Annotated in this window: 22 protein-coding genes; 17 read left to right on the top strand and 5 right to left on the bottom strand. The window is 68.8% G+C overall.

From position 1 onward, the window contains the following. Positions 1-430 precede the first annotated feature (430 nt). The 17 genes from rplU to modC all read left to right on the top strand — a co-directional run bounded on the left by rplU (position 431) and on the right by modC (position 17,059). Positions 431-739 carry a 50S ribosomal protein L21 gene (gene rplU, locus P7L68_RS06550; RefSeq protein WP_345958834.1) on the top strand — a complete coding sequence of 103 codons (309 nt, stop codon included), beginning with the start codon at positions 431-433 and terminating at the stop codon, positions 737-739. Positions 740-853: 114 nt separating this feature from the next. Further along, complete coding sequence (gene rpmA / locus P7L68_RS06545) at positions 854-1,114, top strand: 50S ribosomal protein L27 (RefSeq protein ID WP_014746481.1); 261 nt, start codon at positions 854-856, stop codon at positions 1,112-1,114. 206 nt (positions 1,115-1,320) lie between these two features. Then, positions 1,321-2,832, top strand: coding sequence for a GTPase ObgE (obgE, locus tag P7L68_RS06540; RefSeq protein ID WP_372003648.1), 1,512 nt, complete (start codon positions 1,321-1,323; stop codon positions 2,830-2,832). Next, on the top strand, positions 2,829-4,034 hold the full coding sequence (gene proB, locus P7L68_RS06535; RefSeq protein ID WP_372003646.1) for a glutamate 5-kinase: 1,206 nt from the start codon (positions 2,829-2,831) through the stop codon (positions 4,032-4,034). The genes obgE and proB overlap by 4 nt, the downstream gene beginning before the upstream one ends. Next, a complete protein-coding gene (locus P7L68_RS06530; protein WP_372003644.1) occupies positions 4,031-5,356 on the top strand; it encodes a glutamate-5-semialdehyde dehydrogenase in 1,326 nt (441 codons plus the stop codon). The genes proB and P7L68_RS06530 overlap by 4 nt, the downstream gene beginning before the upstream one ends. Next, a complete protein-coding gene (locus P7L68_RS06525) occupies positions 5,322-6,017 on the top strand; it encodes a nicotinate-nucleotide adenylyltransferase (protein WP_372003643.1) in 696 nt (231 codons plus the stop codon). Before P7L68_RS06530 ends, P7L68_RS06525 begins: the two co-directional genes overlap by 35 nt. Before the next feature lie 108 nt (positions 6,018-6,125). Continuing rightward, a complete protein-coding gene (rsfS, locus tag P7L68_RS06520) occupies positions 6,126-6,530 on the top strand; it encodes a ribosome silencing factor (RefSeq protein WP_372003641.1) in 405 nt (134 codons plus the stop codon). A gap of 67 nt (positions 6,531-6,597) precedes the next feature. After that, entirely contained in the window at positions 6,598-7,071 is a 474-nt protein-coding gene (gene rlmH, locus P7L68_RS06515; protein WP_372003639.1) for a 23S rRNA (pseudouridine(1915)-N(3))-methyltransferase RlmH, read from the top strand. A 35-nt stretch (positions 7,072-7,106) separates the two neighbouring features. Beyond that, the gene (locus P7L68_RS06510) at positions 7,107-7,790 is read left to right on the top strand and encodes a flavin reductase family protein (protein ID WP_372003637.1); all 684 of its coding nucleotides are present in this window, start codon (positions 7,107-7,109) and stop codon (positions 7,788-7,790) included. Between the two features lie 161 nt (positions 7,791-7,951). Then, on the top strand, positions 7,952-9,532 hold the full coding sequence (gpmI, locus tag P7L68_RS06505; protein ID WP_372003635.1) for a 2,3-bisphosphoglycerate-independent phosphoglycerate mutase: 1,581 nt from the start codon (positions 7,952-7,954) through the stop codon (positions 9,530-9,532). 4 nt (positions 9,533-9,536) lie between these two features. Next, positions 9,537-10,931, top strand: coding sequence for a murein hydrolase activator EnvC (locus P7L68_RS06500; protein ID WP_372003633.1), 1,395 nt, complete (start codon positions 9,537-9,539; stop codon positions 10,929-10,931). A 93-nt stretch (positions 10,932-11,024) separates the two neighbouring features. After that, entirely contained in the window at positions 11,025-12,410 is a 1,386-nt protein-coding gene (locus tag P7L68_RS06495; RefSeq protein ID WP_372003631.1) for a S41 family peptidase, read from the top strand. 37 nt (positions 12,411-12,447) lie between these two features. Next, positions 12,448-13,719: a divergent polysaccharide deacetylase family protein gene (locus P7L68_RS06490; RefSeq protein WP_372003629.1), complete on the top strand. Its 1,272-nt coding sequence runs from the start codon at positions 12,448-12,450 to the stop codon at positions 13,717-13,719. Between the two features lie 57 nt (positions 13,720-13,776). Continuing rightward, entirely contained in the window at positions 13,777-14,253 is a 477-nt protein-coding gene (locus P7L68_RS06485) for an RNA pyrophosphohydrolase (protein ID WP_372003627.1), read from the top strand. Positions 14,254-14,362: 109 nt separating this feature from the next. Next, positions 14,363-15,160: a molybdate ABC transporter substrate-binding protein gene (gene modA / locus P7L68_RS06480; RefSeq protein WP_372003625.1), complete on the top strand. Its 798-nt coding sequence runs from the start codon at positions 14,363-14,365 to the stop codon at positions 15,158-15,160. 31 nt (positions 15,161-15,191) lie between these two features. Next, a complete protein-coding gene (gene modB / locus P7L68_RS06475; RefSeq protein WP_372003623.1) occupies positions 15,192-15,938 on the top strand; it encodes a molybdate ABC transporter permease subunit in 747 nt (248 codons plus the stop codon). Beyond that, positions 15,935-17,059: a molybdenum ABC transporter ATP-binding protein gene (gene modC / locus P7L68_RS06470; protein ID WP_372003621.1), complete on the top strand. Its 1,125-nt coding sequence runs from the start codon at positions 15,935-15,937 to the stop codon at positions 17,057-17,059. The genes modB and modC overlap by 4 nt, the downstream gene beginning before the upstream one ends. Here the strand turns inward: modC and P7L68_RS06465 are convergent. The 5 genes from P7L68_RS06465 to P7L68_RS06445 all read right to left on the bottom strand — a co-directional run bounded on the left by P7L68_RS06465 (position 17,028) and on the right by P7L68_RS06445 (position 21,380). Continuing rightward, positions 17,028-17,429 (bottom strand): winged helix-turn-helix domain-containing protein, encoded by a 402-nt coding sequence (locus P7L68_RS06465; protein WP_372003619.1) that lies wholly within the window; start codon positions 17,427-17,429, stop codon positions 17,028-17,030. The two genes, modC and P7L68_RS06465, sit on opposite strands and share 32 nt — an antisense overlap. Continuing rightward, positions 17,429-18,244: a ferritin-like domain-containing protein gene (locus P7L68_RS06460; protein ID WP_372003617.1), complete on the bottom strand. Its 816-nt coding sequence runs from the start codon at positions 18,242-18,244 to the stop codon at positions 17,429-17,431. The genes P7L68_RS06465 and P7L68_RS06460 overlap by 1 nt, the downstream gene beginning before the upstream one ends. A gap of 283 nt (positions 18,245-18,527) precedes the next feature. Further along, a complete protein-coding gene (locus tag P7L68_RS06455) occupies positions 18,528-18,929 on the bottom strand; it encodes a F0F1 ATP synthase subunit epsilon (RefSeq protein WP_014746499.1) in 402 nt (133 codons plus the stop codon). A gap of 57 nt (positions 18,930-18,986) precedes the next feature. Beyond that, positions 18,987-20,411: a F0F1 ATP synthase subunit beta gene (gene atpD, locus P7L68_RS06450; protein WP_014746500.1), complete on the bottom strand. Its 1,425-nt coding sequence runs from the start codon at positions 20,409-20,411 to the stop codon at positions 18,987-18,989. A 75-nt stretch (positions 20,412-20,486) separates the two neighbouring features. Beyond that, positions 20,487-21,380: a F0F1 ATP synthase subunit gamma gene (locus P7L68_RS06445; RefSeq protein WP_372003614.1), complete on the bottom strand. Its 894-nt coding sequence runs from the start codon at positions 21,378-21,380 to the stop codon at positions 20,487-20,489. Positions 21,381-21,391: the final 11 nt, after the last annotated feature.

Raw genomic sequence — 21,391 nt, 5'->3', positions numbered from 1 at the left:
TTCCGCCACTCTCGCGTGCCGGTGCAGCTCGTGCCGCATGAGCATAGCCAAGTGCTGCGGCAATGCAACAGATCCCGAAGATCCGTCGCCTCGACGTGCCAACGGAAGTTGCAGGGCGGTTCCGGCAGGTCGGTTATCTGCCCGTCGCTGTTGACAAAGGACGCGCGACACATATAGTCGCGGGGTCCCGGGCAGCGGCGGCGATCTCACAGTCGGCGCCGACCCGGTCGCTTTCGTCCGCAACCCGAGGCGGGACACCCGATGATCGCAGACGGCAGGTCACTGCCCAAGCGATGTGGGGAGACCGGTCGGCGGGTGACCCGCGGGTGTAACCACTCCAACTGTTCCGCGCCGCGAGCCGGCCGGGCGGACCGCCTGACGGCGGACCACCGGATGGGCGGCGTGATGACGACTATCGGGAAGATCGATCATGTTCGCGGTCATCAAGACGGGCGGCAAGCAGTACAAGGTCGCGGAGAACGACGTCATCGCCGTGGAGACGCTGGGCGTCGAGCCGGGCGCGACGGTCGAGTTCGAGCCGCTGATGGTCGGCACCGCCGATGGCGTGAAGATCGGCGCCCCGGTCGTTGCCGGCGCGAAGGTCACGGCCGAGGTCGTCGACCTGGTCCGCACCCGTCGGGTGCTGATCTTCAAGAAGACCCGGCGCAAGGGCTATCGTCGCCTGAACGGTCATCGTCAGAGCCTGACGAAGATCCGCGTCACCTCGATTTCGGCCTGATCCCGTCACCGCGGCATGAACGTCCGCGACGGGTCCCAGACCTGACAGCTCTCCAAGCAACTTTCCCCGTTCGCGGCAATCCGGCCCCGGACGGGCATCACGGAGGTTTCCGAGATGGCTCATAAAAAGGCAGGCGGCAGCTCCCGCAACGGTCGCGACAGTGCCGGCCGGCGCCTCGGCGTCAAGAAGTTCGGCGGCGAAGCCGTGATTGCCGGCAACATCCTCATCCGTCAGCGCGGCACCAAGTGGTACCCCGGCCGCAATGTCGGCATGGGCCGCGACCACACCCTGTTCGCCCTGACCGACGGCACCGTGACCTTCAGCCGCGGCCGCGACGACCGGACCATCATTCACGTCGAGCCGGCGCAGGCCTGATCCAGGCCGGCCGCCCGACGCGAGACATGCCGGATCTGATGCGTGCCACTGCCTGAAGGCATGGCTGGTCGTCGGTTCCGGAAATGCGACACGAGGGGGATGGCTCGGCCATCCCCCTTGTTTGCGTTCCCGCCCATCCTCATTTTGCAGGCGAACGGCGATCCCAGCGACGATCGGGACCGTCCGCCCTTCGAAAGTCGCCCCCGGTGAAGTTCCTCGACCAGGCCAAGATCTACGTGCGCGGCGGCGACGGCGGCAATGGCTGCGTCAGTTTCCGGCGAGAGAAGTACATCGAGTTCGGCGGCCCGGACGGGGGCGACGGCGGTGATGGCGGCCGCGTGATCGCGGTGGCGGTCGAAAACCTCAACACACTGATCGATTTCCGCTACCAGCAGCACTTCAAGGCCGGCCGCGGTGTCCACGGCATGGGCCGCAACCGCCACGGCGCCCGCGGCACCGATGTCGAAATCCATCTGCCGGTCGGCACCCAGATCTGGGACGAGCATGGCGAGCGGATGCTGATCGACCTGACCGAGCCGGGCATGCGGGTGCTGATCTGCGACGGCGGCAGCGGCGGCTTCGGCAATGCCCGATTCAAATCCTCGATCACCCAGGCCCCGCGCCGGGCCAATCCCGGCACCGAGGGTACCGAGCGCTGGCTGTGGCTGCGGCTGAAGGTCATCGCCGATGCCGGGCTGGTCGGGCTGCCCAATGCCGGCAAGTCGACCTTTCTGGCCGGCGTCACGGCGGCACGCCCCAAGATCGCCGATTATCCCTTCACCACGCTGCATCCCAATCTGGGCGTGGTCCGGACCGGCGACGAGGAATTCGTGCTGGCCGACATTCCCGGGCTGATCGAAGGCGCCCATGAAGGACACGGGCTCGGCGACCGCTTCCTGCGCCATGTCGAGCGCTGCGGCGCGCTGCTCCACCTGCTCGACGTCACCGCCGAGGATCCGGTGAAGGATTACCGGATCGTGCGCGGCGAGCTGGAAGCCTTCGGCCACGGCATCACCGACAAGCCCGAGATCGTGGCGCTGAGCAAGATCGATGCGGTCGACGACGACACGCTCGCGCTGGTGAAGGATTATGTGGAGGAAGAGCTTGGCCGGCCGGTGCTGGCGCTCTCCGGCGTCTCGCGCCGGGGCGTGACCGAGGCGCTGCACGCTCTGCTCCCCCATGTCCATGCGGTGCGCGAGGCAGAGCGCGAGGCGCGCGAGCGTCAGCGCCGCGAGCTGGGCGTGGTCGACGACCCCGTCGACGCCTCGGCACAAAAGCGTGCGCCCCTGCTGCGCCTGCCGCCCCCCGAGGACGCTCCGGCCGAAGGCCGCGCCCGCGCCGGCACCTCTGATCTTTTCGATGAATACGAAGACCTGGTCGACGGCCTGGAAGCCGATCGTCTGGTCGTCACCGCCTCTGACGACGAGGAGTGGGACGATTGGGGCGATGAGGACGAGGACGAGGACGAGGCGGAAGACGACGCCGAAGAGGCCGGGGAAGATATCGGAGACGACCTCGACGACGAGGAGGATGACCTCGACGACGAGGACGAGGACGAGGATCCGGACACGGATGAAGACCTCGACGACGAAGACGACCTCGATGACGACGAGGACGATTTCGAAGACGAGGACGATTTCGACGAGGATGAGGCGGAAGACGACGCGGCAGATGATGGTGAGGAGGGGGACATCCCCGGCCGCGGGAGGAAACGGTGACCATCGCCGATACCGACCTCGCCGACACACCTGCGGCAACGGGCCTGCGGGCCGCGAAGCGCGTGGTGATCAAGGTCGGCTCTGCCCTGCTGGTCGACGAGACCACCGGCCGGCTGCGTGAGGCCTGGCTGCAGAGCCTGGCCGACGACATCGTTCGCATGCGCGCCCGTGGCCAGGAAGTCATCGTGGTCTCGTCGGGCGCGATCGCGCTCGGCCGCCGGCTGCTGGGGCTTGGCCAGGGCGTGCTGCGGCTGGAAGAGAAACAGGCCGCTGCGGCCACCGGCCAGATCCGCCTGGCCCATGCCTATGAAACCGTGCTCGGGCCCCATGGCATCCAGGTCGCACAGGTGCTGCTGACGCTGGAGGACAGCGAGGCCCGCCGGCGCTATCTGAATGCGCGCGCCACCCTCGGCACCCTGCTCAAGCTCGGGGCCGTACCGGTGATCAACGAGAACGACACCGTCGCCACCGCCGAGATCCGCTTCGGCGACAATGACCGGCTGTCGGCGCGGGTGGCCGAAATGGCGTCGGCCGATCTGCTGCTGCTGCTCTCCGACATCGACGGGCTCTATACCGCGGATCCCGGCATCGACCCCACGGCCTGCCATATCCCGCGCGTGCCGCGGCTGACGCCCCGGATCATGGCCATGGGCGGCGGCTCCCGCTCAGCCGTCGGTACCGGCGGCATGGCCACCAAGCTTGCCGCCGCCCGGGTCGCCGGCGCCGCGGGCTGCGCCATGGTCATCGCCCTCGGTCGGCATATCGGTCCGGTCGGCGCGGTGGAAGCCGGTGGTCGTGCCACCTGGTTCGATCCCGAAACCACCCCCCATACCGCCCGCAAGCGCTGGATCGGTGGCCGGCTAAGCCCTCGCGGCACGCTGACGGTCGATGACGGGGCGGTGCGGGCACTTGCCCGTGGCGGCAGCCTGCTGCCCGCCGGCGTGCGGCTGGTGACCGGCCGCTTCCAGCGCGGCGACGCGGTGGCGGTGGTCGATCCCTCGGGCCGCGAGATCGCCCGCGGCCTCGCCGCTTACGGCGATGCCGATGCCCGCGCCATCGCCGGGCATCGCTCGGCGGAAATCGAGCAGATCCTCGGCTTCCGCGGCCGGGACGAAATGATCCATCGCGACGACCTCGTCTTCCATGGCGGCGATACCCCCGCCACGACCGGAGACGACACGGAGGAGGCCCAAGCGTCATGACCGACACCCTGAGCACCGCCGCCCGGACCGTTTCGGCCGCTCCGGTCGCCACCCCGGCCGAACCGGTGGACGCCATCGCCCTGATCGCCGATATGGGCCGCCGCGCCCGCGTGGCGCAGCGCGCGCTCGCCCAGGCGACGCCCGAGGCCAAGACCGCCGGGCTGACGGCTGCCGCCGCGGCAATCCGCAAGGCCGTGCCCGCCATTCTGGCCGCAAATGCCGAGGACATGGCCGCCGGCCGCGCCCGCGGGCTGACCGGTGCCCTGCTCGATCGCCTCGCGCTCGACGAAGGCCGTATCGCCGGCATCGCCAAAGGCGTGGAAGACGTTGCCCGTCTGGCCGATCCGGTCGGCCATGTGATGGAAGAATGGGACCGGCCGACGGGGCTGCATATCGCCCGTGTCCGGGTGCCGCTGGGTGTGGTCGGCGTGATCTACGAAAGCCGCCCCAATGTCACCGCCGATGCCGGGGCGCTCTGCCTCAAGGCCGGCAATGCCGTGATCCTGCGCGGCGGCTCCGAGAGCTTCCACTCCTCGCGCGCCATTCACGCCGCGATGGTGGAGGGTCTGGTCTCGGCCGGCCTGCCCGCCGATGCGGTGCAGCTGGTGCCGGTCACCGACCGTGCCGCCGTCGGCGCCATGCTCGCCGCCTCGGGGCTGATCGACGTCATCGTGCCGCGCGGCGGCCGTTCGCTGATCGAGCGCGTCCAGACCGAGGCCCGGATGCCGGTTTTCGCCCATCTTGAAGGCCTCTGCCACGTTTATGTCGACGGCGCCGCCGATCCGGAGATGGCGAAAGCGATCGTCATGAACGCCAAGCTGCGCCGCACCGGTATCTGCGGCTCGGCCGAGACCCTGCTGATCGACCGCGCCGCGGCGCCACGGATGCTGACGCCGATCGTAACGGCGCTGCTCGACGCCGGCTGCGAGGTTCGCGGTGACGACGCGGTCCAGGCGGCCGATCCCCGCGTGGTGCCGGCAACCGAGGAGGACTGGCGGACAGAGTATCTGGACGCCATCATCTCCGCGCGGATCGTCGACGGGGTCGGCGGGGCGATCGATCATATCGAGGCCTATGGCTCGCACCACACCGACAGCATCGTGACCGAAGACCAGGCCATTGCCGACCGCTTCCTGGCCGAGGTCGACAGCGCCATCGTGATGCACAACGCTTCCACCCAGTTCGCCGATGGCGGCGAGTTCGGCATGGGGGCCGAGATCGGCATCTCCACCGGCCGCATGCATGCCCGCGGACCTGTGGGCGTCGAACAGCTGACCACGTTCAAATATGTCGTTCGCGGCCAGGGCACGCTTCGCGCCTGAGCGGGCAGCCCCCGAAGCGGCCCAGGGTGACCCGCTATGGCGGGCCGCCGGCCGCCGCCGGGGCATGACGGTGGGTCTTTATGGCGGATCCTTCGATCCGGCGCATGAAGGTCATCTGCATGTTGCCTTGCGGGCGCTCCGGCGGCTTCGCCTCGACGAGGTGTGGTGGCTGGTGAGCCCCGGCAACCCGCTGAAGCTGAAGGCGGGACGGGTGAGTGCACCGCTCGCCGACCGTCTGGCCGGCGCCCGCGCCCTGGCCCGCCATCCGCGACTGCGCGTCACCGCGATCGAAAGCCGGCTCGGCACCCGCTTCACCCTCGATACGGTGCGTGCACTCAAGGCCCGCCGTCCCCATATCAGATTCGTCTGGATCATGGGTGCCGACGGGCTGGCGGAACTGCATCGCTGGCGTGACTGGCCGAAGCTGATGGCAGAGCTGCCGCTCCTGGTGATCGACCGCCCCGGCTATGGCGCACGGGCTGCGGCGGCGCCGGCAGCCCGCCGCTTCGCCCGCAACCGCCTGCCCGAGGTCAGGGCCCGCGCCCTGCCCCGGACGAAGCCCCCGGCCTGGGTTCTGCTGCATGGCAGGCTGGACCCGCGCTCGGCCACAGAAATCCGCGAGGGCAGGCGGCCGGGTCTTCCGGTCGCCCCGCCTCGCTAGACCATCGCGAAAAGCCGCGATGCCTGTTATGGTTACACCATGGCGCCTGCGGGATCCGCGGTCAGACCGCCTCCCCGCCCCCGCCAACGCTTGATGAGGTTCGCTCTGTTGCAGACCGACAGTCCCATCACGGTGCCCGCGACGCCGCCGGCACCGCTCAGCGCAGACCAGGTGCTCGATCTGGTTCGCGCATCACTCGACGACGACAAGGCCGAGGACGTCGTGGTCATCGACCTGGCCGGCAAGACCGATTTCGCCGACTACATGGTGGTCGCGAGCGGCCGGTCGAGCCGACACGTCGCCTCGCTTGCCGAGAAGCTCGAGATGCGCATCAAGGCGTCGGGCGACCAGTTGCCGGTCACCGAGGGCCTGCCCCTCGCCGACTGGGTGCTGGTCGATGCCGGACCGGTGGTGGTGCATCTTTTCCGGCCGGAAGTGCGCGCCTTCTACAATCTGGAGAAGATGTGGGGCGCCAGCCTGCCGGGCGACGGCGCTCAGCGCGTCGCCGAGTGACGTCTGCCATCCGGCGCGGTGTCACCGCGCGGTCCGGACCGGGCCGCGCGGGCATGCGTTTTGCGCCATGAGCCTGATGCTGAAGGTGACACTGGTCGCGGTCGGCCGTGCCCGCGGCGGTCCGGAAGCGGCGCTGGTCGAGGACTATGTCCGACGCCTGCGCTGGCCCTTCACCCTGGTCGAGGTCCAGGCCCGCAAGGCCACCCTGCAGGGTGAGGCACTGAAGGCCGAAGAAGCGGCGGCGATTCGCGCGAAACTGCCTCAGGGCGCTGCGCTCGTGGCGCTGGATGAACGCGGACGTCTGCTCGACAGCCGGGGCTTCGCTGCGGCGCTCGGCGGTTTCGCCGAAAGCGGCAGGCGCGATGTCGCGCTGGTCATCGGTGGCGCCGACGGGCTGGACGCCTCTCTCCGCGATCAGGCCGATCTGGTCCTGGCTCTCGGCCGCCTCACCTTCCCCCACATGCTGGTACGTGCACTGATCGCCGAACAGATCTATCGTGCACAGACCATCCTCGACGGCCATCCCTATCATCGGGACTAGGCCGCCGAGCCAGCGCCAGAGACCCGGGGGGATCCATGGAATTCGACATGCGCCGCATGGCGGCACCCGACCGCTACAAGATCCTGGGATCGACCATCACCCCCCGCCCGATCGCCTGGATCACCTCTCTGTCCTCCGAAGGCCGGGTGAACGCCGCCCCCTACAGTTTCTTCAACTGCATGGGCCATGAGCCGCCGATCCTGGCGATCGGCATGCTCCGTCACCCTGAGGACCGGTTCAAGGACACCCCCGCCAACATCCTGGCGACGGGAGAGTTCGTGGTTCATCTGGTCTCGGAAGCGGTGGCGCCGCAGATGAACATCACCTGCATCGACGCCCCGGCCGGCGTGAATGAACTGGCACTGGCCGGGCTCGATACCCTGCCCTCCACGGCCGTGCGCCCGCCCCGGATCGCGAGCGCCCCGGTCGCCTTCGAATGCCGGCTGCACACCGCCATCACCACCGGCCCCCGCCAGGCGATCATCCTGGGCGAGGTGCTGGTCGCCCATGTCCGCGACGACGCCATCCTGGACGCTGCCCGCCACCATGTCGACACCCCGGCGCTCGACCTGATCGGGCGCATGCATGGCGGCGGCTGGTATGCGCGCAGCACCGATCTGTTCTCGATCGATCGCCCGAGCTGGCGGGATTGGGCGCCGGACCATCCCGAGGCGGTGGCCCGTGCAATGTCCGAAACGACAGCGGCGGCCGAAGACTGACGGGCCGTCCCCGCAGCCGGCCCGGCCCGTGACAAGCCGGGGGCATGGCCCTCCGGCCTGTGATCCGCCCCGCCAACCCCCTATATGTAGAGCGGAAAACCTGATAGAAGCAGGACCGTTCACGACCGCCTGCGCCGATGTTGCCCGAGGATCCGAGCCCCATGACCACCGCCCATACGCAGCCGCCGCGCCCCGTCGTTCTGTGCATCCTGGATGGTTGGGGTTATCGTGCGCCCGCCGACGACAATGCCATCGCGCTCGCCAACACCCCCAATTGGGACCGGCTGACCTCGGAACAGCCGATGGCCTTCCTGAACACCTCGGCCGAGGAAGTCGGCCTGCCTGCCGGTCAGATGGGCAATTCGGAAGTCGGCCACCTGAACATCGGTGCCGGCCGGGTGGTGATGCAGGAGCTGCCCAAGATCGACACCGCCCTTGCCGATGGCAGCCTGGCAACCAATCCACGGTTGACGGATTTCATCGCGGCACTCAAGGCATCGGGCGGCACGGCCCATATCCTGGGCCTGGTGTCGGATGGCGGCGTGCACAGCCATCAGGATCACATCGCCGGTATGGCGAAGATCATCGCCGCGCAGGGCGTTCCGGTCCGCATCCATGCCCTGCTCGACGGCCGCGACACGCCGCCGAAGAGCGCGCCGGAGTTCATCCGCCGGCTGGAAGCCGCGGTTGCAGGCGCCGGCGACATCGCCATCGCCACCGTCGGCGGCCGCTATTGGGGCATGGACCGCGACAAGCGCTGGGAACGGGTGGTCCGTGCCTATGACGTGATCGTGAAGGCCGAGGGCGGCCGTTTCGCCACGGCGGAGGAAGCGGTCGCCGCGGCCCATGCCGCCGGCACCACCGACGAATTCGTCGATCCAGCGGCGATCGGCGACTATGCCGGCGTGAAGCCCGGCGACGGGCTGCTGATGGCGAATTTCCGCGCCGACCGCGCCCGCGAAATCCTCCATGCCCTGATCGATCCCGCCTTCGACGGCTTCGAACGGACCGCCCGCCCCGACTTCGCCGCCGTGCTGGGCATGGTGGAGTATTCCTCGGCGCTGGCGAAGATGATCCCGGCCCTGTTTCCGCCCACCCAGCTGAAGAACATTCTGGGCGAGGTGGTGGCCAAGGCCGGGCGCAAGCAGCTGCGCATCGCCGAGACCGAGAAATACGCCCATGTCACCTTCTTCCTGAACGGCGGTGAGGAGCAGCTCTACGAGGGCGAGGAGCGCATCCTGGTCCCGAGCCCGAAGGTTGCGACCTACGATCTGCAACCCGAGATGTCGGCACCGGAAGTGACCGCGAAGCTGGCCGAGGCGATCCGTTCACAGCGCTTCGATCTGATCGTGGTCAACTTCGCCAATGGCGACATGGTCGGCCATAGCGGCGTTCTGGCTGCGGCGATCAAGGCCGCCGAAGCGGTGGATGCCGCCCTGGGCGAGGTGATTGCTGCCCTTGACGAGGTCGGCGGCTGCATTCTGATCACCGCCGATCACGGCAATGCCGAGCAGATGTTCGACCCCGAGACCAACGGCCCCCACACTGCCCACACCACCAATGTCGTGCCGCTGGTGCTGGCCGGCGCCGGAGCGCCCAAGGGTGTCGGTCTGGATGACGGCCGGCTGGCCGATCTTGCCCCCACCGTGCTGAAGCTGATGGGCCTGGCCCAGCCGGCGGAGATGACCGGGCGGGTTCTGATCCACGATGCCACCCCGGCCCGCCGCGCGGCCGGCGCCTGATCCCATGTCCCGACGCGACCGTCGCCGCCGCGCGGCCGCGGTCGCGCTTTCCTTGTCCCTGATCCTGCCCGGCCCGGTCTGGCCGGGAGGGATATCGTCTGCACGCGCCGAGGATCCGCCCAGCGGCCGTGATCTTCAGGCCACCGAGCGCGCCCGCGACGAGGCCCGTGCCCGCCGGGCCGAGCTGGAACGCCGGGCCGCGGATGCCCGCGCCGAAGCCGAAGCCCTGGGGCTGCAGGCACGGGAGGCTGCGGCTGCCGTGCAGCGCCAGGAAGCCGCCCTCGCCGAACAGCGCGACGCCCTTGCCCGGCTGGAGGCCGAAATCTCGGCGCGCGAGACCGAGCTTCAGGTGGAACGTGCGCATCTGGGCCGGCTGACCGAGGCCCTGATCCGGCTTCGTCGTCAGCCGCCGGAAGCGATGATCGCCCGCGACGGACCGGCGACCGCCCCGATCCATGCCGGCATCCTGATGGGCGCCACTTTGCCCGAGATCGAGGCAGAGGCGCAGGTGCTGCGGGGCAAGCTCGCCGAACTGGCCGATGCGAAGGCCGAGGCCGAACGCCAGCGCGAGCGCATCGCCGCCACCCGCACCATGCTGGAGGGGGAACGGGTCCGCCTCGCGAAACTGATCGAAGACCGCCAGGGGCGCGCCAGCGCGCTGGACAGCGAGGCCACCCAGGAAGCCAGCCGCGCCAGCCAGCTCGCCGAACGGGCCGACGGTATCCGCGATCTGCTGGTGGCCCTGGAAGCCGAGCGCATGCAGAACGGCCCGGTCGTCAAGCCGGCAAGCCCGGAGGCAAGGGCCGGGGTGATCCCGCGCGCGAAGCCGAAGCCGCCGCCGCCACCTCCCCCACCGCCGCCGCCCCCGCGGCAGATTGCCGTCGCCGCACCTCCTCCGCCTCCGCCGCCGCCACCACCACCGGTGGCCGCCGAGGCGCCGCCTCGCGATCCGGTGATGCCGCGGGCCGCCGGCAACCCGCCTGAGCGGCAGGTCGCGGCGATCCCCGCCCCCGGTGCCGGCATCGCACGGCGGCTGCCGGTCTCGGGCCGGATCGTCTCGCGCTTCGGCGACGTGCATCAGGGACAGGAGCGGCCGGGCATCACCTATGCAACACCGCCCGGTGCCACCGTGCTGACGCCCTTTGCCGGGCGGGTGGCCTTCGCCGGGCCGTTCCGCCATTATGGGCTGCTCTTGATCGTGGAACACGGCGACGGATATCATACTCTTCTTGCCGGCCTTGGCCGGCTCGACGCCCGTGTCGGCGATCGCGTCACCGCCGGCGATCCGATCGGCGCCATGGCCGACGGGGGCGGAACCGCCTATCTTTATCTCGAGGTTCGCCGTGGCGGCGATCCGGTCGATCCGGCGCCGCTTCTCGCCCGCGCCAACGGAGGCTGAAGCCGCATGACGGCAGGGACGACAGGTCGAACCAGGGACGACGCCGGCACAGCGGCAGGCGGCAGACGGTCGACAGGAAAGGTCGGGACGACGATGCGACGCGGATTCGTCACGGGGCTGGTGAGCCTCGTGGTCCTCTCCCTGCCCCTGGTGGGCAGCGCCGCCAACCGGGACAGCTACAACCAGCTCAATCTGTTCGGTGAGGTGTTCGAGCGCATCCGCCGCGACTATGTCGAGCCGGTGGACGACGAGAAGCTGATCGAGGCGGCCATCAACGGCATGCTCCAGTCTCTGGACCCGCATTCCAGCTATCTGGATGCCAAGGCCTATCGGGACATGCAGGTCCAGACCCGCGGCGAGTTCGGCGGCCTCGGCATCGAGGTCACCATGGATACCCAACTGGGTCTGGTGCGCGTGATTTCGCCGATCGACGGCAGCCCGGCCGACAAGGCCGGGGTGAAGCCGAACGACCTGATCGTGGCGATCGATGGGGAGCAGGTGCAGGGCCTGACCCTGGCCGATGCGGTTGAACGCATGCGTGGCCCCGCCGGCAGCAGCATCGTGGTCACGCTGCGCCGCGAGGGCGTCGCCCAGGATTTCGACGTGAGCATCACCCGGGCGGTGATCCCGGTGGATGCGGTGCGGGTCGAGGCCAAGGGTTCGATCGGCTATATGCGGGTGCGCAGCTTCAACGAGCGGACCGACGAGCAGCTGGAAGACGGCATCGCCAAGCTTGAGCGCGAAACCGGGCACATGACCGGGCTGATCCTCGACCTGCGCAATAACCCGGGCGGCCTGCTCGACCAGGCGGTGGCGGTTTCCGACGCCTTCCTGGAACAGGGCGAGATCGTGTCCACCCGCGGCCGGGATCCGCAGGCGGTGCAGCGCTTCAACGCCCGCGCCGGCGACGTGATCAACGGCCTGCCGATGGTGGTGCTGATCAATGGCGGCTCGGCCTCGGCCTCCGAAATCGTGGCGGGCGCGCTGCAGGATCACGGGCGCGCCGTGGTGCTCGGCACCAAATCCTTCGGCAAAGGCTCGGTCCAGACACTGATCCCGCTGCCGGGCCACGGGGCCATGCGGCTGACCACCTCGCGCTATTACACCCCTTCGGGGCGGTCGATCCAGGCCAAGGGCATCGAGCCGGATGTGGTTGTCGATCAGCCGATCGTCTCGCCGCTGGGCGTCGTGATCCATCCGCGGAGCGAAGCCGATCTGCGCGGTCATCTGGAAAACGACCAGGAGAAGACCGGTCCGGCCTCGGCCTTGCCCGAGGACGCCAAGCCCGCACCGACCCAGCCCGGTGCCCAGACGCCCGGCGCTGAGAACGGGCAGCCGGCGCCGGGCAGCCCGCCCGTCGGCAATCCGCCGGTGCCGGGCAGCGACGAAGACTACCAGCTGCAAAGAGCGCTGGAACTGCTGAGGGGCGTCGCCCTGTTCAACCGCCAGCGGGACAACGCGCTCGCCCTCAACGGCTGACCATCGGACGGCCGGGCGCGACGGACGGGGACGAACCATGGCCGCAGGATCCAAACGCAGGCGCGACCTGCCGACCGCTGCAAGCGGCCGGAGAGATGGTGCACGCACGATCTGGACCATCACCGGCCTGCTTGCGCTTGCCGGTGTCGCCGCGGCCGGGCTGATCGCGCTTGCCGCCGCCCGTCCCGATCCGGAGGCAGAGGCGCAGAAGCAGGCGGAGCGGGATCTGCCGTTGATCGTGCTGCCGATGCCCGCCTTCACCGACCCGGCCCCGCCTGGCAATCCGATCCAGGCCAGCCGTGAGGAACCACTGGCCCGCGACACGCTGGCGACGGTGCGCGAGGCGGCAAACCAGCCGCCCGCAACCCCGCCGCCACCGCCGCCGCCCACGGCACCGGATGCAGCCGTGACGATGGCCGCCGCTCCTGCGCCGGGATTGACCCAGGAAAGCACCCAGGGGCCCCTGCCGGTGCGGGGCACCGACGGAGAGGCACCCTGGCAGGTCTATGCCCGCCCCTTCGATCGCAGCGATGCCCGCCCCCGGGTCGGGCTGGTGATCGGCGGGCTGGGCTTTTCCGAGACGGCGACCAAGGCAGCCATCAATCTGCCGGGCGCCGTGACGCTGGCCTTTTCCCCTTACGCACCGGAACTCGGCCGCTGGATCGGCCTTGCCCGCCAGGCCGGGCATGAGGTGATGATCGAATTGCCGATGGAGCCCGACGGCTATCCGCGCAACGATGCCGGCCCTGCCGCTCTGCTCACCACGCTGGAGCCCGCGCGCAACCGGGAACGACTGCAATGGACGCTCAGCCGGGTGACCGGTTATGTCGGGGTGAAGCCGCTGATGGGCGACCGGTTCATGCGCTCCCCCCAGCATCTCCGGCCCGTGCTCGACGAGTTGCAGGAGCGGGGCGTGATGATGGTGGTGCAGGAAGAAAGCGACACCGATGTCGGCGCGGCACTTGCCCGCGAGATCGGCGTACCGCGCGCCACCGCACGGCTGACGGTCGACGCCGTGGCGACGCCTCAGGCGATCGATCAGCGGCTGAATGCGCTGGAGAGCCTGGCCCGACGCGAGGGCAAGGCGCTGGCCGTAGCCGATGCCTGGCCGGTCACCCTGGAACGGGTGGCCAACTGGATCCGCACGATCGAGAGCCGTGGGGTCGCCTTCGCGCCGGCTACGGCGCTGGCCGATGCGCCGGGTCTCACCCCCGATGGCGGCGCGGTGCCGCCTGCCGTATCGGGGCCGACGGCACCCGCAGCCGAGGCACACGCGCCGGGCGATGCAACCCATGGCGGCGGGCACTGAATCGCCGACGGTGTCGCCCCCGCCCGCAGCTCCCCATACAGCTTTCCGGAGAACATCATGGCCGTGGATCCCGCCGATCTTCCCTACCGTCCCTGTGTCGGCATCATGCTGCTCAACCCCGCCCGCGAGGTCTTCGTAGGCCAGCGCATCGACACCACGGCCGAGGCCTGGCAGATGCCTCAAGGCGGTATCGATCCCGGGGAAAGCCCCGAGGTCACCGCCCTGCGGGAGCTGAAGGAAGAAATCGGCACCGACAAGGCCCGGATTCTGGCCGAAACCGCCGGCTGGCTGACCTATGACCTGCCGGAAGAGCTGATCGGCAAGGTCTGGGGCGGCAGGTATCGTGGCCAGCGCCAGAAATGGTTCGCCATGGACTTCCTCGGCACCGATGCCGATATCGACCTCGCCACCGAACACCCCGAATTCGACCGCTGGCGCTGGCTGCCGGCACACGACCTGCCGCGGATGATCGTGCCGTTCAAGCGCGCCCTTTATGAGCAGGTGCTGGCAGAGTTCGACCATCTGCTGCGCTGATCCGGCGGCGAATGGGGGGCATGTTCACCACCCGCAGGTGGCATGCCCATTGACGCGGGAGATCCGTTCATTCACCGTTATATCCATTCAGATATAACGGAGCCCCCCCATGAAAGCCCTCCTGACCGGCCTGCTGCTCGCCACCCTCTCCGTCACCAGCGTTCAAAGCCGGGCACAGGCCGCGGATCGGCCGCTGCTGGTCTTTGCCGCCGCCAGCCTTGCCGAGGTGATGGACGACGCGGGCAAAGGCTTCGTCGCCAAGGGCGGTGTGGCACCGCAGGTCTCCCTCGCCGGATCGGGCACCCTGGCACGACAGATCATCGCCGGCGCGCCGGCGACGCTGTTCATCTCGGCCCATCCGAAATGGGTCGACGAGGTCGAGAAGGCCGGGCTGACCAGGGAGATCCGGCCCTATGCTGCCAACCGGCTCGTGCTGGTGGTGGCAAACGACTCCGCCGCCATCCCGCCTGCCGATGACGGCGATGCTGCGCTCTCGGCCGCCATCGGCGCGGTGATCGGGAGCGACGGCCGCCTGGCGATCGGCGATCCGGCCAGCGTGCCGGCGGGGCAATATGCCCGCGACGCCCTCATCTCTCTCGGCATCTGGTCGAAGATCGAACCGCGCGCCGCGCCGGTGGAGAATGTCCGGGTTGCGCTGTCCCTGGTCGCCCGCGGCGAAGCGCCGGCCGGCATCGTCTATGCCTCCGACGCGGCGGCCGAGCCGGATGTCAAGGTTCTGGCGGTGCTGCCGGAACGCCTCCACGAGCCGGTCCGCTATCCCGCGGCCCTGCTGGGCGGTACGGATGAAGAAGCGGCCCCCTCGGCGGTCGCCTTTCTGGACTACCTGACAGGTCCGGACGGCGCAGATATCCTGCGCAGACACGGATTGGAGCCGATCACGAAGTGACCTGCGGAAACCGGAACGACAGGACGGTGGTATGACCGGCTGGCAGAGCCTTGACTGGCTGGGGCCCGCTGAACGCGACGCCATCCTGCTGAGCCTGCAGGTGGCCTCGGTGGCGCTGGCCTGTCTTCTCCCCGTGGCGCTGGTCTTAGGCTGGGTTCTGGCTCGCTGGAAATCCGAGGCGCGGGTGATTCTGGACGTGATCGTCCACCTGCCGCTGGTCATGCCACCGGTGGTAACCGGTTTTCTGCTGCTGCTCGCCTTCGGACGCAAGGGACCGATCGGCTCCGTACTCGACCAGGCCTTCGGCCTGGTCTTCGCCTTTCGCTGGACCGGCGCCGCCCTCGCCGCGGCGGTGATGGCCCTGCCGCTGGTGGTACGCCCGATCCGGCTGGCCTTCGAGGCGGCGGATCCGCGGCTGTCCGAGGCGGCATCCAGCCTGGGTGTGCCGCCCTGGCGGTCCTTCCTGACCATCACCCTGCCTTTGGCCTTGCCCGGCATTCTTGCCGGCATGATTCTGGGCTTTGCGAAATGCCTGGGCGAGTTCGGGGCGACCGTCACCTTCGTCTCCAACATCCCCGGCGAAACCCGCACATTGTCGCTGGCGATTCAGACCCTGCTGTCCGCCCCGGGCGGCGACGGCCCGGCCCTGCGCCTGGCCCTGGTCGGGATCGTGATTGCCGTCGCCGCCCTGATCCTGGCCGAGATCGTGACCCGGATCATGCGCCGCCGGCTCGGCCTCGACCTGCCACGGTCGCGACGGTCGCGAGGCCCGGCATGACGATCGCCATTCGCATCGCTCATCGGCTGACCGCCGGCTTCGCGCTCGATATCGACCTCGCTTTGCCGACCCATGGCGTCACCGCGATCTTCGGCCGCTCCGGAGCCGGCAAATCGACGCTGCTTTCAGCCGTTGCCGGCTTCCTTTCTCCCGAAGACGGCCGGATCAGCATCGACGGCACCACCCTGTTCGATCGCGCCGCCGGTACCGATCTTGCCCCGCACAGGCGGCGGGTGGCGGTGGTGTTTCAGGATGCCCGCCTGTTCCCGCATCTCTCCGTCCGGCGCAATCTGGACTATGCCCGCCGCCATGGCCCGGCGCGGCCGGCCATCGGGCGGTTCGATGCGGTGGTCGATCTTCTGGGACTGGAAGCGCTGCTGGAACGCAAGCCGCGCACGCTCTCAGGCGGAGAGGCACAACGTGTGGCGCTGGGCCGGGCGCTGCTGGCGGAGCCCCGGCTTCTGCTGCTCGACGAGCCGCTTGCCGCCCTCGACGGCGCACGCAAGGACGAGATCCTGCCCTTCCTCGACAGGCTGGCGCGCGCGGGGGAGGTTCCCATGCTCTATGTCAGCCATGCGCTCGACGAGGTCATGCGGCTGGCCGGCCATCTGGTGCTGATGGAAGACGGGCGCGCGATCGCGAACGGGAGCACCGCCGAGGTGGCCGCCGATCCCGCCCTGGCGCGGATCGCCGGCGAGGCTGCGCGTGGCGGCGTGCTCGATCTGCTGGTCACCGGGCTGCCGGATGCCGACGGTCTGCTTGAACTGGCTGCCGGCAGAAGCCGGCTGCACCTGGCGGCCGGCCCGACGCCACCGCCACCGGGCAGCGTGATGCGGCTCAGGGTGGCGGCCCGCGACGTGGCGCTGGCGCTGGACGGTGCCGCGCTCGATGCCGCCGGCCTCAGCATTCGAAATCGTCTGCCCTGCCGGGTGAGCTCCGTGACGCTGGAGGCCGATGGCCTGGTCGCGGTGGCGCTCGACATTGACGGCGCCGAAGGCGGGAGCCGGGGCGGACGGCTGCTCGCACGGATCACACCTGGGGCAGCGCGGGATCTGGACCTCAAGGCCGGGCGACCGGTCCTTGCCCTGATCAAGACCCTGGCTCTGGGGACGCCGGGCTGACCGGTCCCGCCAGATCGGCGAACCGGGCAAGAGGCGCCGCAGCGGCCACGGAGGCAGCCTCCAGCGCAGCCCTATACGCCGCCAGCACGGCATGACCGGTTTCTGTCAGCAGGGCGCCGCCGCCGCCGGCGCCGCCGGCCTGACGCTGGACCAGCGGCGCCGCGAACTCGGCGTTCATGGCCTCGATCAGCCGCCAGGCACGTGCATAGGACATGCCCATCTCGCGCCCAGCCGCCGCGATCGATCCCAAGGCCTCGATATGGGCAAGCAGGGCGGCCTTCCCCGGTCCGAACCGGCGACCGCCCGGCAGATCGATGCGCAGGGACAGTGTGGCAGGAGGGTGCACGGCGGCAGGCGTAGCCTCGGCCATCAGGCGGCGCGCCGCTCCAGCCAGCCGACCTTCTTGCGCATCAGCCACCAGGATGCATCGCCCAGCAGCCGGGCCACCCGGCTCTGCGGGTCCAGTCCGGCCGCCTTGCAAGTCATCATGACCGCACGCTCGACATGGGGGCGTTTATACATCCCATAGGCACGCCGGCTGTAGGCGGCGATGCAGGCGGAGCGGTCGTAGGGGCCGGCGAGGCCGTTGGCGCAGTGATAGGCATAGGCCAGCTCGTCATCCTCGGTCTCGCGGATGCGGCTGAGCGCGATCATCAGCCGGCGGGTGGGGCCCAGCTGCTCCCGCTCCAGATAGCGGTTCAGGTGGTTGTAGAACAGCTTATAATGGCGCAGTTCGTCGGCCCTGATGCGCATGGCGATGGATTTCAGCACCGGTTCTTCGGTCGCGGCCGCCATGGCGCCATAGAAGGACGAGGTGCCGACTTCGACGATGCAACGGGCGACCAGCTCACCCGAGCGTGATCCGCGGATCGACTGCTTGGCGTCGAGCGGCAGGGTGATATCCCGCGTGAAGCGGGCGAAGGCGTCATCGAAGTCGAAGGTCGGATCGGCGTATTCGGCCCAGCGGCGGAGTGCACGACCGTGCTGCACTTCCTCTTCCGCCCAGTCCTTCGCGGCCTGGCAGAAGTCGGGATCATCGGCGAACACGCTGCACAGGTAAGCCGCGTAGTCGTAGCCGTTATGCTCAACCAGCGCGGCCGCCTTCACGGCCTTCAGGATCTCGGGATCGACCTTCGAGCGGTCGAAGTGGTCCCAGGCGATGTCGTCGATCGTCCAATGTTTCATAGGGCTTACCCGCGTCAATCCGGTTCACGCAAGGCGGGGACAGGGGGCCAACTTTCCTTCCCCGCCGCTCGTAGGCGGAGCGTTGGCGGCGCATCTCTTAACAAGTGGTGAACGCTTTACCAAGGTCAAGGCCACATCATCTATTGCCATCCTGACCGAAAAGGCACCGGTTGCGGGTGACAAAAAAAGAGCGACCGCCCCGAGGGACGGCCGCTTCTTTTTCACGGAACCTGCACGGCATCGCATGATGCCGATGGCCGCTATGTCGTCATGCGCCGGACGGTCAGGCGACCGCCTGGAGCAGCGCCTCGGCCTCGGCGATCTTACGCTCGGCGGAGAGGCGCTCGGCCTCGTCGCGCGCCAGCGACAGATCTTCGCGAGCCGCCTTGGCACGGGCCTCGGCGTCGCCGCGGTTGACGTCCTTGAGGTTGAGGGCATCCTCGGCGAGCACGATGCAGCTCGCTTCGGTAACCTCGACCATGCCGCCGGCGACGAACAGACGGTCGACGACCGTCTGGCCCTCATAGACCTCGATCACCCCCGGACGCATGGTCGCGATCAGGGGTGCGTGGCCGGGCAGGACGCCGAAATGTCCCTCCGACCCGGGGACGACGACCATGTCGACATCCCGAGCCAGAAGCAGACGCTCCGGCGACACCAGCTCGAACCTGACCTTGTCCGACATCGGTCAGCGCCTTTCTCGTAGGTGGGCGGGCCGTTAAGCGTGACGAAAGGCTGCGGCTCAGGCCGCGGCCTTCGCCATCTCGCGGGCCTTCTCGATCGCTTCTTCGATCGAACCCACCATGTAGAACGCCGCCTCAGGCAGGTCGTCGTGCTTGCCGTCCACGATCTCCTTGAAGCCCCGGATGGTGTCCTCGAGCGAGACGAGCTTGCCCGGGAAGCCGGTGAAGACTTCGGCGACGTGGAAGGGCTGCGAGAGGAAGCGCTGGATCTTACGCGCACGCGCGACGACCAGCTTGTCCTCTTCCGACAGTTCGTCCATGCCCAGAATGGCGATGATGTCCTGCAGCGACTTGTAGCTCTGCAGCACGCGCTGCACTTCGCGGGCGGTGCGATAGTGCTCGTCGCCGACGATGCGCGGGTCGAGCATGCGCGAGGTCGAGTCGAGCGGGTCCACCGCCGGATAGATGCCGAGCTCGGCGATCTGGCGCGACAGCACGGTGGTGGCGTCCAGATGGGCGAACGACGTGGCCGGCGCAGGGTCGGTCAGGTCGTCGGCCGGCACGTAAATCGCCTGCACCGAGGTGATCGAGCCCTTGCGGGTCGAGGTGATCCGCTCCTGCAGACGACCCATTTCGGTCGCCAGCGTCGGCTGATAACCCACCGCCGAAGGAATACGGCCGAGCAGCGCCGACACTTCCGAACCCGCCTGGGTGAAACGGAAGATGTTGTCGACGAAGAACAGCACGTCCTGGCCTTCCTCGTCGCGGAAATACTCGGCCAGCGTCAGGCCGGTCAGCGCGACGCGGGCACGGGCTCCCGGGGGCTCGTTCATCTGACCATAGACCAGGGCCACCTTCGAGGCACCCAGATCGTCCGGCTTGATGACGCCCGAGTCGATCATCTCGTGATAGAGGTCGTTACCCTCGCGGGTGCGCTCGCCGACACCGGCGAACACCGACACACCACCATGGGCCTTCGCGACGTTGTTGATCAGCTCCATGATCAGCACCGTCTTGCCCACGCCCGCACCACCGAACAGGCCGATCTTGCCGCCCTTGGCGTAGGGCGCCAGAAGGTCGATGACCTTGATGCCGGTGACGAGGATCTCAGCCTCGGTCGACTGCTCCGCAAAGGCGGGCGCCTCGGCGTGGATGGGGGCAACGCGGCTGTTGTCCACCGGGCCCTTCTCGTCGATCGGCTCGCCGACGACGTTCAGGATGCGGCCCAGCGTGGCGGGACCGACCGGCACGCTGATCGGCGCGCCGGAGTCGACCACGTCCTGGCCACGGATCAGGCCTTCGGTGCCGTCCATGGCGATGGTGCGGACCTGGTTTTCACCCAGGTGCTGCGCCACTTCCAGGACCAGCTTGTTGCCGTTGTTGTCGGTGGTAAGCGCGTTCTGGATCGCCGGCAGGTCGCCGTCGAACTGCACGTCGACAACGGCGCCGATGACCTGCGTAATCTTGCCGACCTTGTTCTTCATGCTGTCGCTCCCGTCGGAACTCTCTAAAACCTGCGGGCGGAGACCGGAACCGGCCGCCGCTCCCGGGACCGTTCTTTACAGCGCCTCGGCGCCGGAAATGATTTCGATCAGCTCGCGCGTGATGACCGCCTGACGCGTACGGTTGTACTCCAGCGTCAGCTTGCCGATCATGTCGCCGGCGTTGCGGGTGGCGTTGTCCATCGCCGTCATCCGCGCGCCCTGCTCGCTGGCCGCATTCTCGAGCAGACCCTTGAAGATCTGGACCGAGATGTTGCGCGGCAGAAGGTCGGCGAGAATCGCCTCCTCCTCGGGCTCGTACTCGTAGACCGCGCCGCTGCCTGCAGCCGAAGCCTGGCTGTCGTTCGCGGCCTCGGGGGTCGCAAACGGCACCAGCTGCTGCAGGGTCACCACCTGATTGATCGCCGACTTGAAGTGGCTGAAAATCAGGGTGGCGACGTCGAACTCACCGGCTTCGTAGAGCGCGATCACCTTGTCGCCGATGGCCTGGGCCTCGGAGAAGGCCAGACGCTTGCGGCCGATGCCCTCGACGGTGTCGATGATCAGGCTGCCGTATTCACGGCGCAGCTGGTCGCGACCCTTGCGGCCCACGCACAGCACCTTCACCGTCTTGCCCTGGGCGGTCAGGATCTGGATCTGACGCTTCGCGGCACGCACGAGGCTGGTGTTGAAGCCGCCGCACAGGCCGCGATCCGCCGTCGCGAGGATCAGCAGATGCACCTGATCGCTGCCCGAACCGGCGAGCAGCTTCGGCGTGGTGTCGGTCACGATCACGCGCGAGGCGAGCGAGCGGAGCACACGCTCCATGCGCTCGGCATAGGGACGCGAAGCCTCGACCTGCTCGGTGGCACGGCGCAGTTTGGACGCCGCGACCATCTGCATGGCCTTGGTGATCTTCTGCGTCGCCTTGACGCTGTTGATGCGGACTTTGAGGTTCTTCAGGTTAGGCATTCGGCTGACCC

This window comes from Tistrella mobilis, assembly GCF_041468085.1.
GTDB classification, from domain to species: Bacteria; Pseudomonadota; Alphaproteobacteria; order Tistrellales; family Tistrellaceae; genus Tistrella; species Tistrella mobilis_A.
The sequence above is the reverse complement of the archived record's forward strand: the minus strand, read 5'-3'. Positions and strand labels throughout refer to the sequence as shown.

Coding starts and splice junctions, on each gene's coding strand:
- rplU (WP_345958834.1), top strand. CDS start 431: ATGTTCGCGGTCATCAAGACGGGCGGCAAGCAGTACAAGGTCGCGGAG.
- rpmA (WP_014746481.1), top strand. CDS start 854: ATGGCTCATAAAAAGGCAGGCGGCAGCTCCCGCAACGGTCGCGACAGT.
- P7L68_RS06530 (WP_372003644.1), top strand. CDS start 4,031: ATGACCGACACCCTGAGCACCGCCGCCCGGACCGTTTCGGCCGCTCCG.
- P7L68_RS06525 (WP_372003643.1), top strand. CDS start 5,322: ATGTCGTTCGCGGCCAGGGCACGCTTCGCGCCTGAGCGGGCAGCCCCC.
- rlmH (WP_372003639.1), top strand. CDS start 6,598: ATGAGCCTGATGCTGAAGGTGACACTGGTCGCGGTCGGCCGTGCCCGC.
- P7L68_RS06510 (WP_372003637.1), top strand. CDS start 7,107: ATGGAATTCGACATGCGCCGCATGGCGGCACCCGACCGCTACAAGATC.
- gpmI (WP_372003635.1), top strand. CDS start 7,952: ATGACCACCGCCCATACGCAGCCGCCGCGCCCCGTCGTTCTGTGCATC.
- P7L68_RS06500 (WP_372003633.1), top strand. CDS start 9,537: ATGTCCCGACGCGACCGTCGCCGCCGCGCGGCCGCGGTCGCGCTTTCC.
- P7L68_RS06495 (WP_372003631.1), top strand. CDS start 11,025: ATGCGACGCGGATTCGTCACGGGGCTGGTGAGCCTCGTGGTCCTCTCC.
- P7L68_RS06490 (WP_372003629.1), top strand. CDS start 12,448: ATGGCCGCAGGATCCAAACGCAGGCGCGACCTGCCGACCGCTGCAAGC.
- P7L68_RS06485 (WP_372003627.1), top strand. CDS start 13,777: ATGGCCGTGGATCCCGCCGATCTTCCCTACCGTCCCTGTGTCGGCATC.
- modA (WP_372003625.1), top strand. CDS start 14,363: ATGAAAGCCCTCCTGACCGGCCTGCTGCTCGCCACCCTCTCCGTCACC.
- modB (WP_372003623.1), top strand. CDS start 15,192: ATGACCGGCTGGCAGAGCCTTGACTGGCTGGGGCCCGCTGAACGCGAC.
- modC (WP_372003621.1), top strand. CDS start 15,935: ATGACGATCGCCATTCGCATCGCTCATCGGCTGACCGCCGGCTTCGCG.
- P7L68_RS06465 (WP_372003619.1), bottom strand. CDS start 17,429: ATGGCCGAGGCTACGCCTGCCGCCGTGCACCCTCCTGCCACACTGTCC.
- P7L68_RS06460 (WP_372003617.1), bottom strand. CDS start 18,244: ATGAAACATTGGACGATCGACGACATCGCCTGGGACCACTTCGACCGC.
- P7L68_RS06455 (WP_014746499.1), bottom strand. CDS start 18,929: ATGTCGGACAAGGTCAGGTTCGAGCTGGTGTCGCCGGAGCGTCTGCTT.
- atpD (WP_014746500.1), bottom strand. CDS start 20,411: ATGAAGAACAAGGTCGGCAAGATTACGCAGGTCATCGGCGCCGTTGTC.
- P7L68_RS06445 (WP_372003614.1), bottom strand. CDS start 21,380: ATGCCTAACCTGAAGAACCTCAAAGTCCGCATCAACAGCGTCAAGGCG.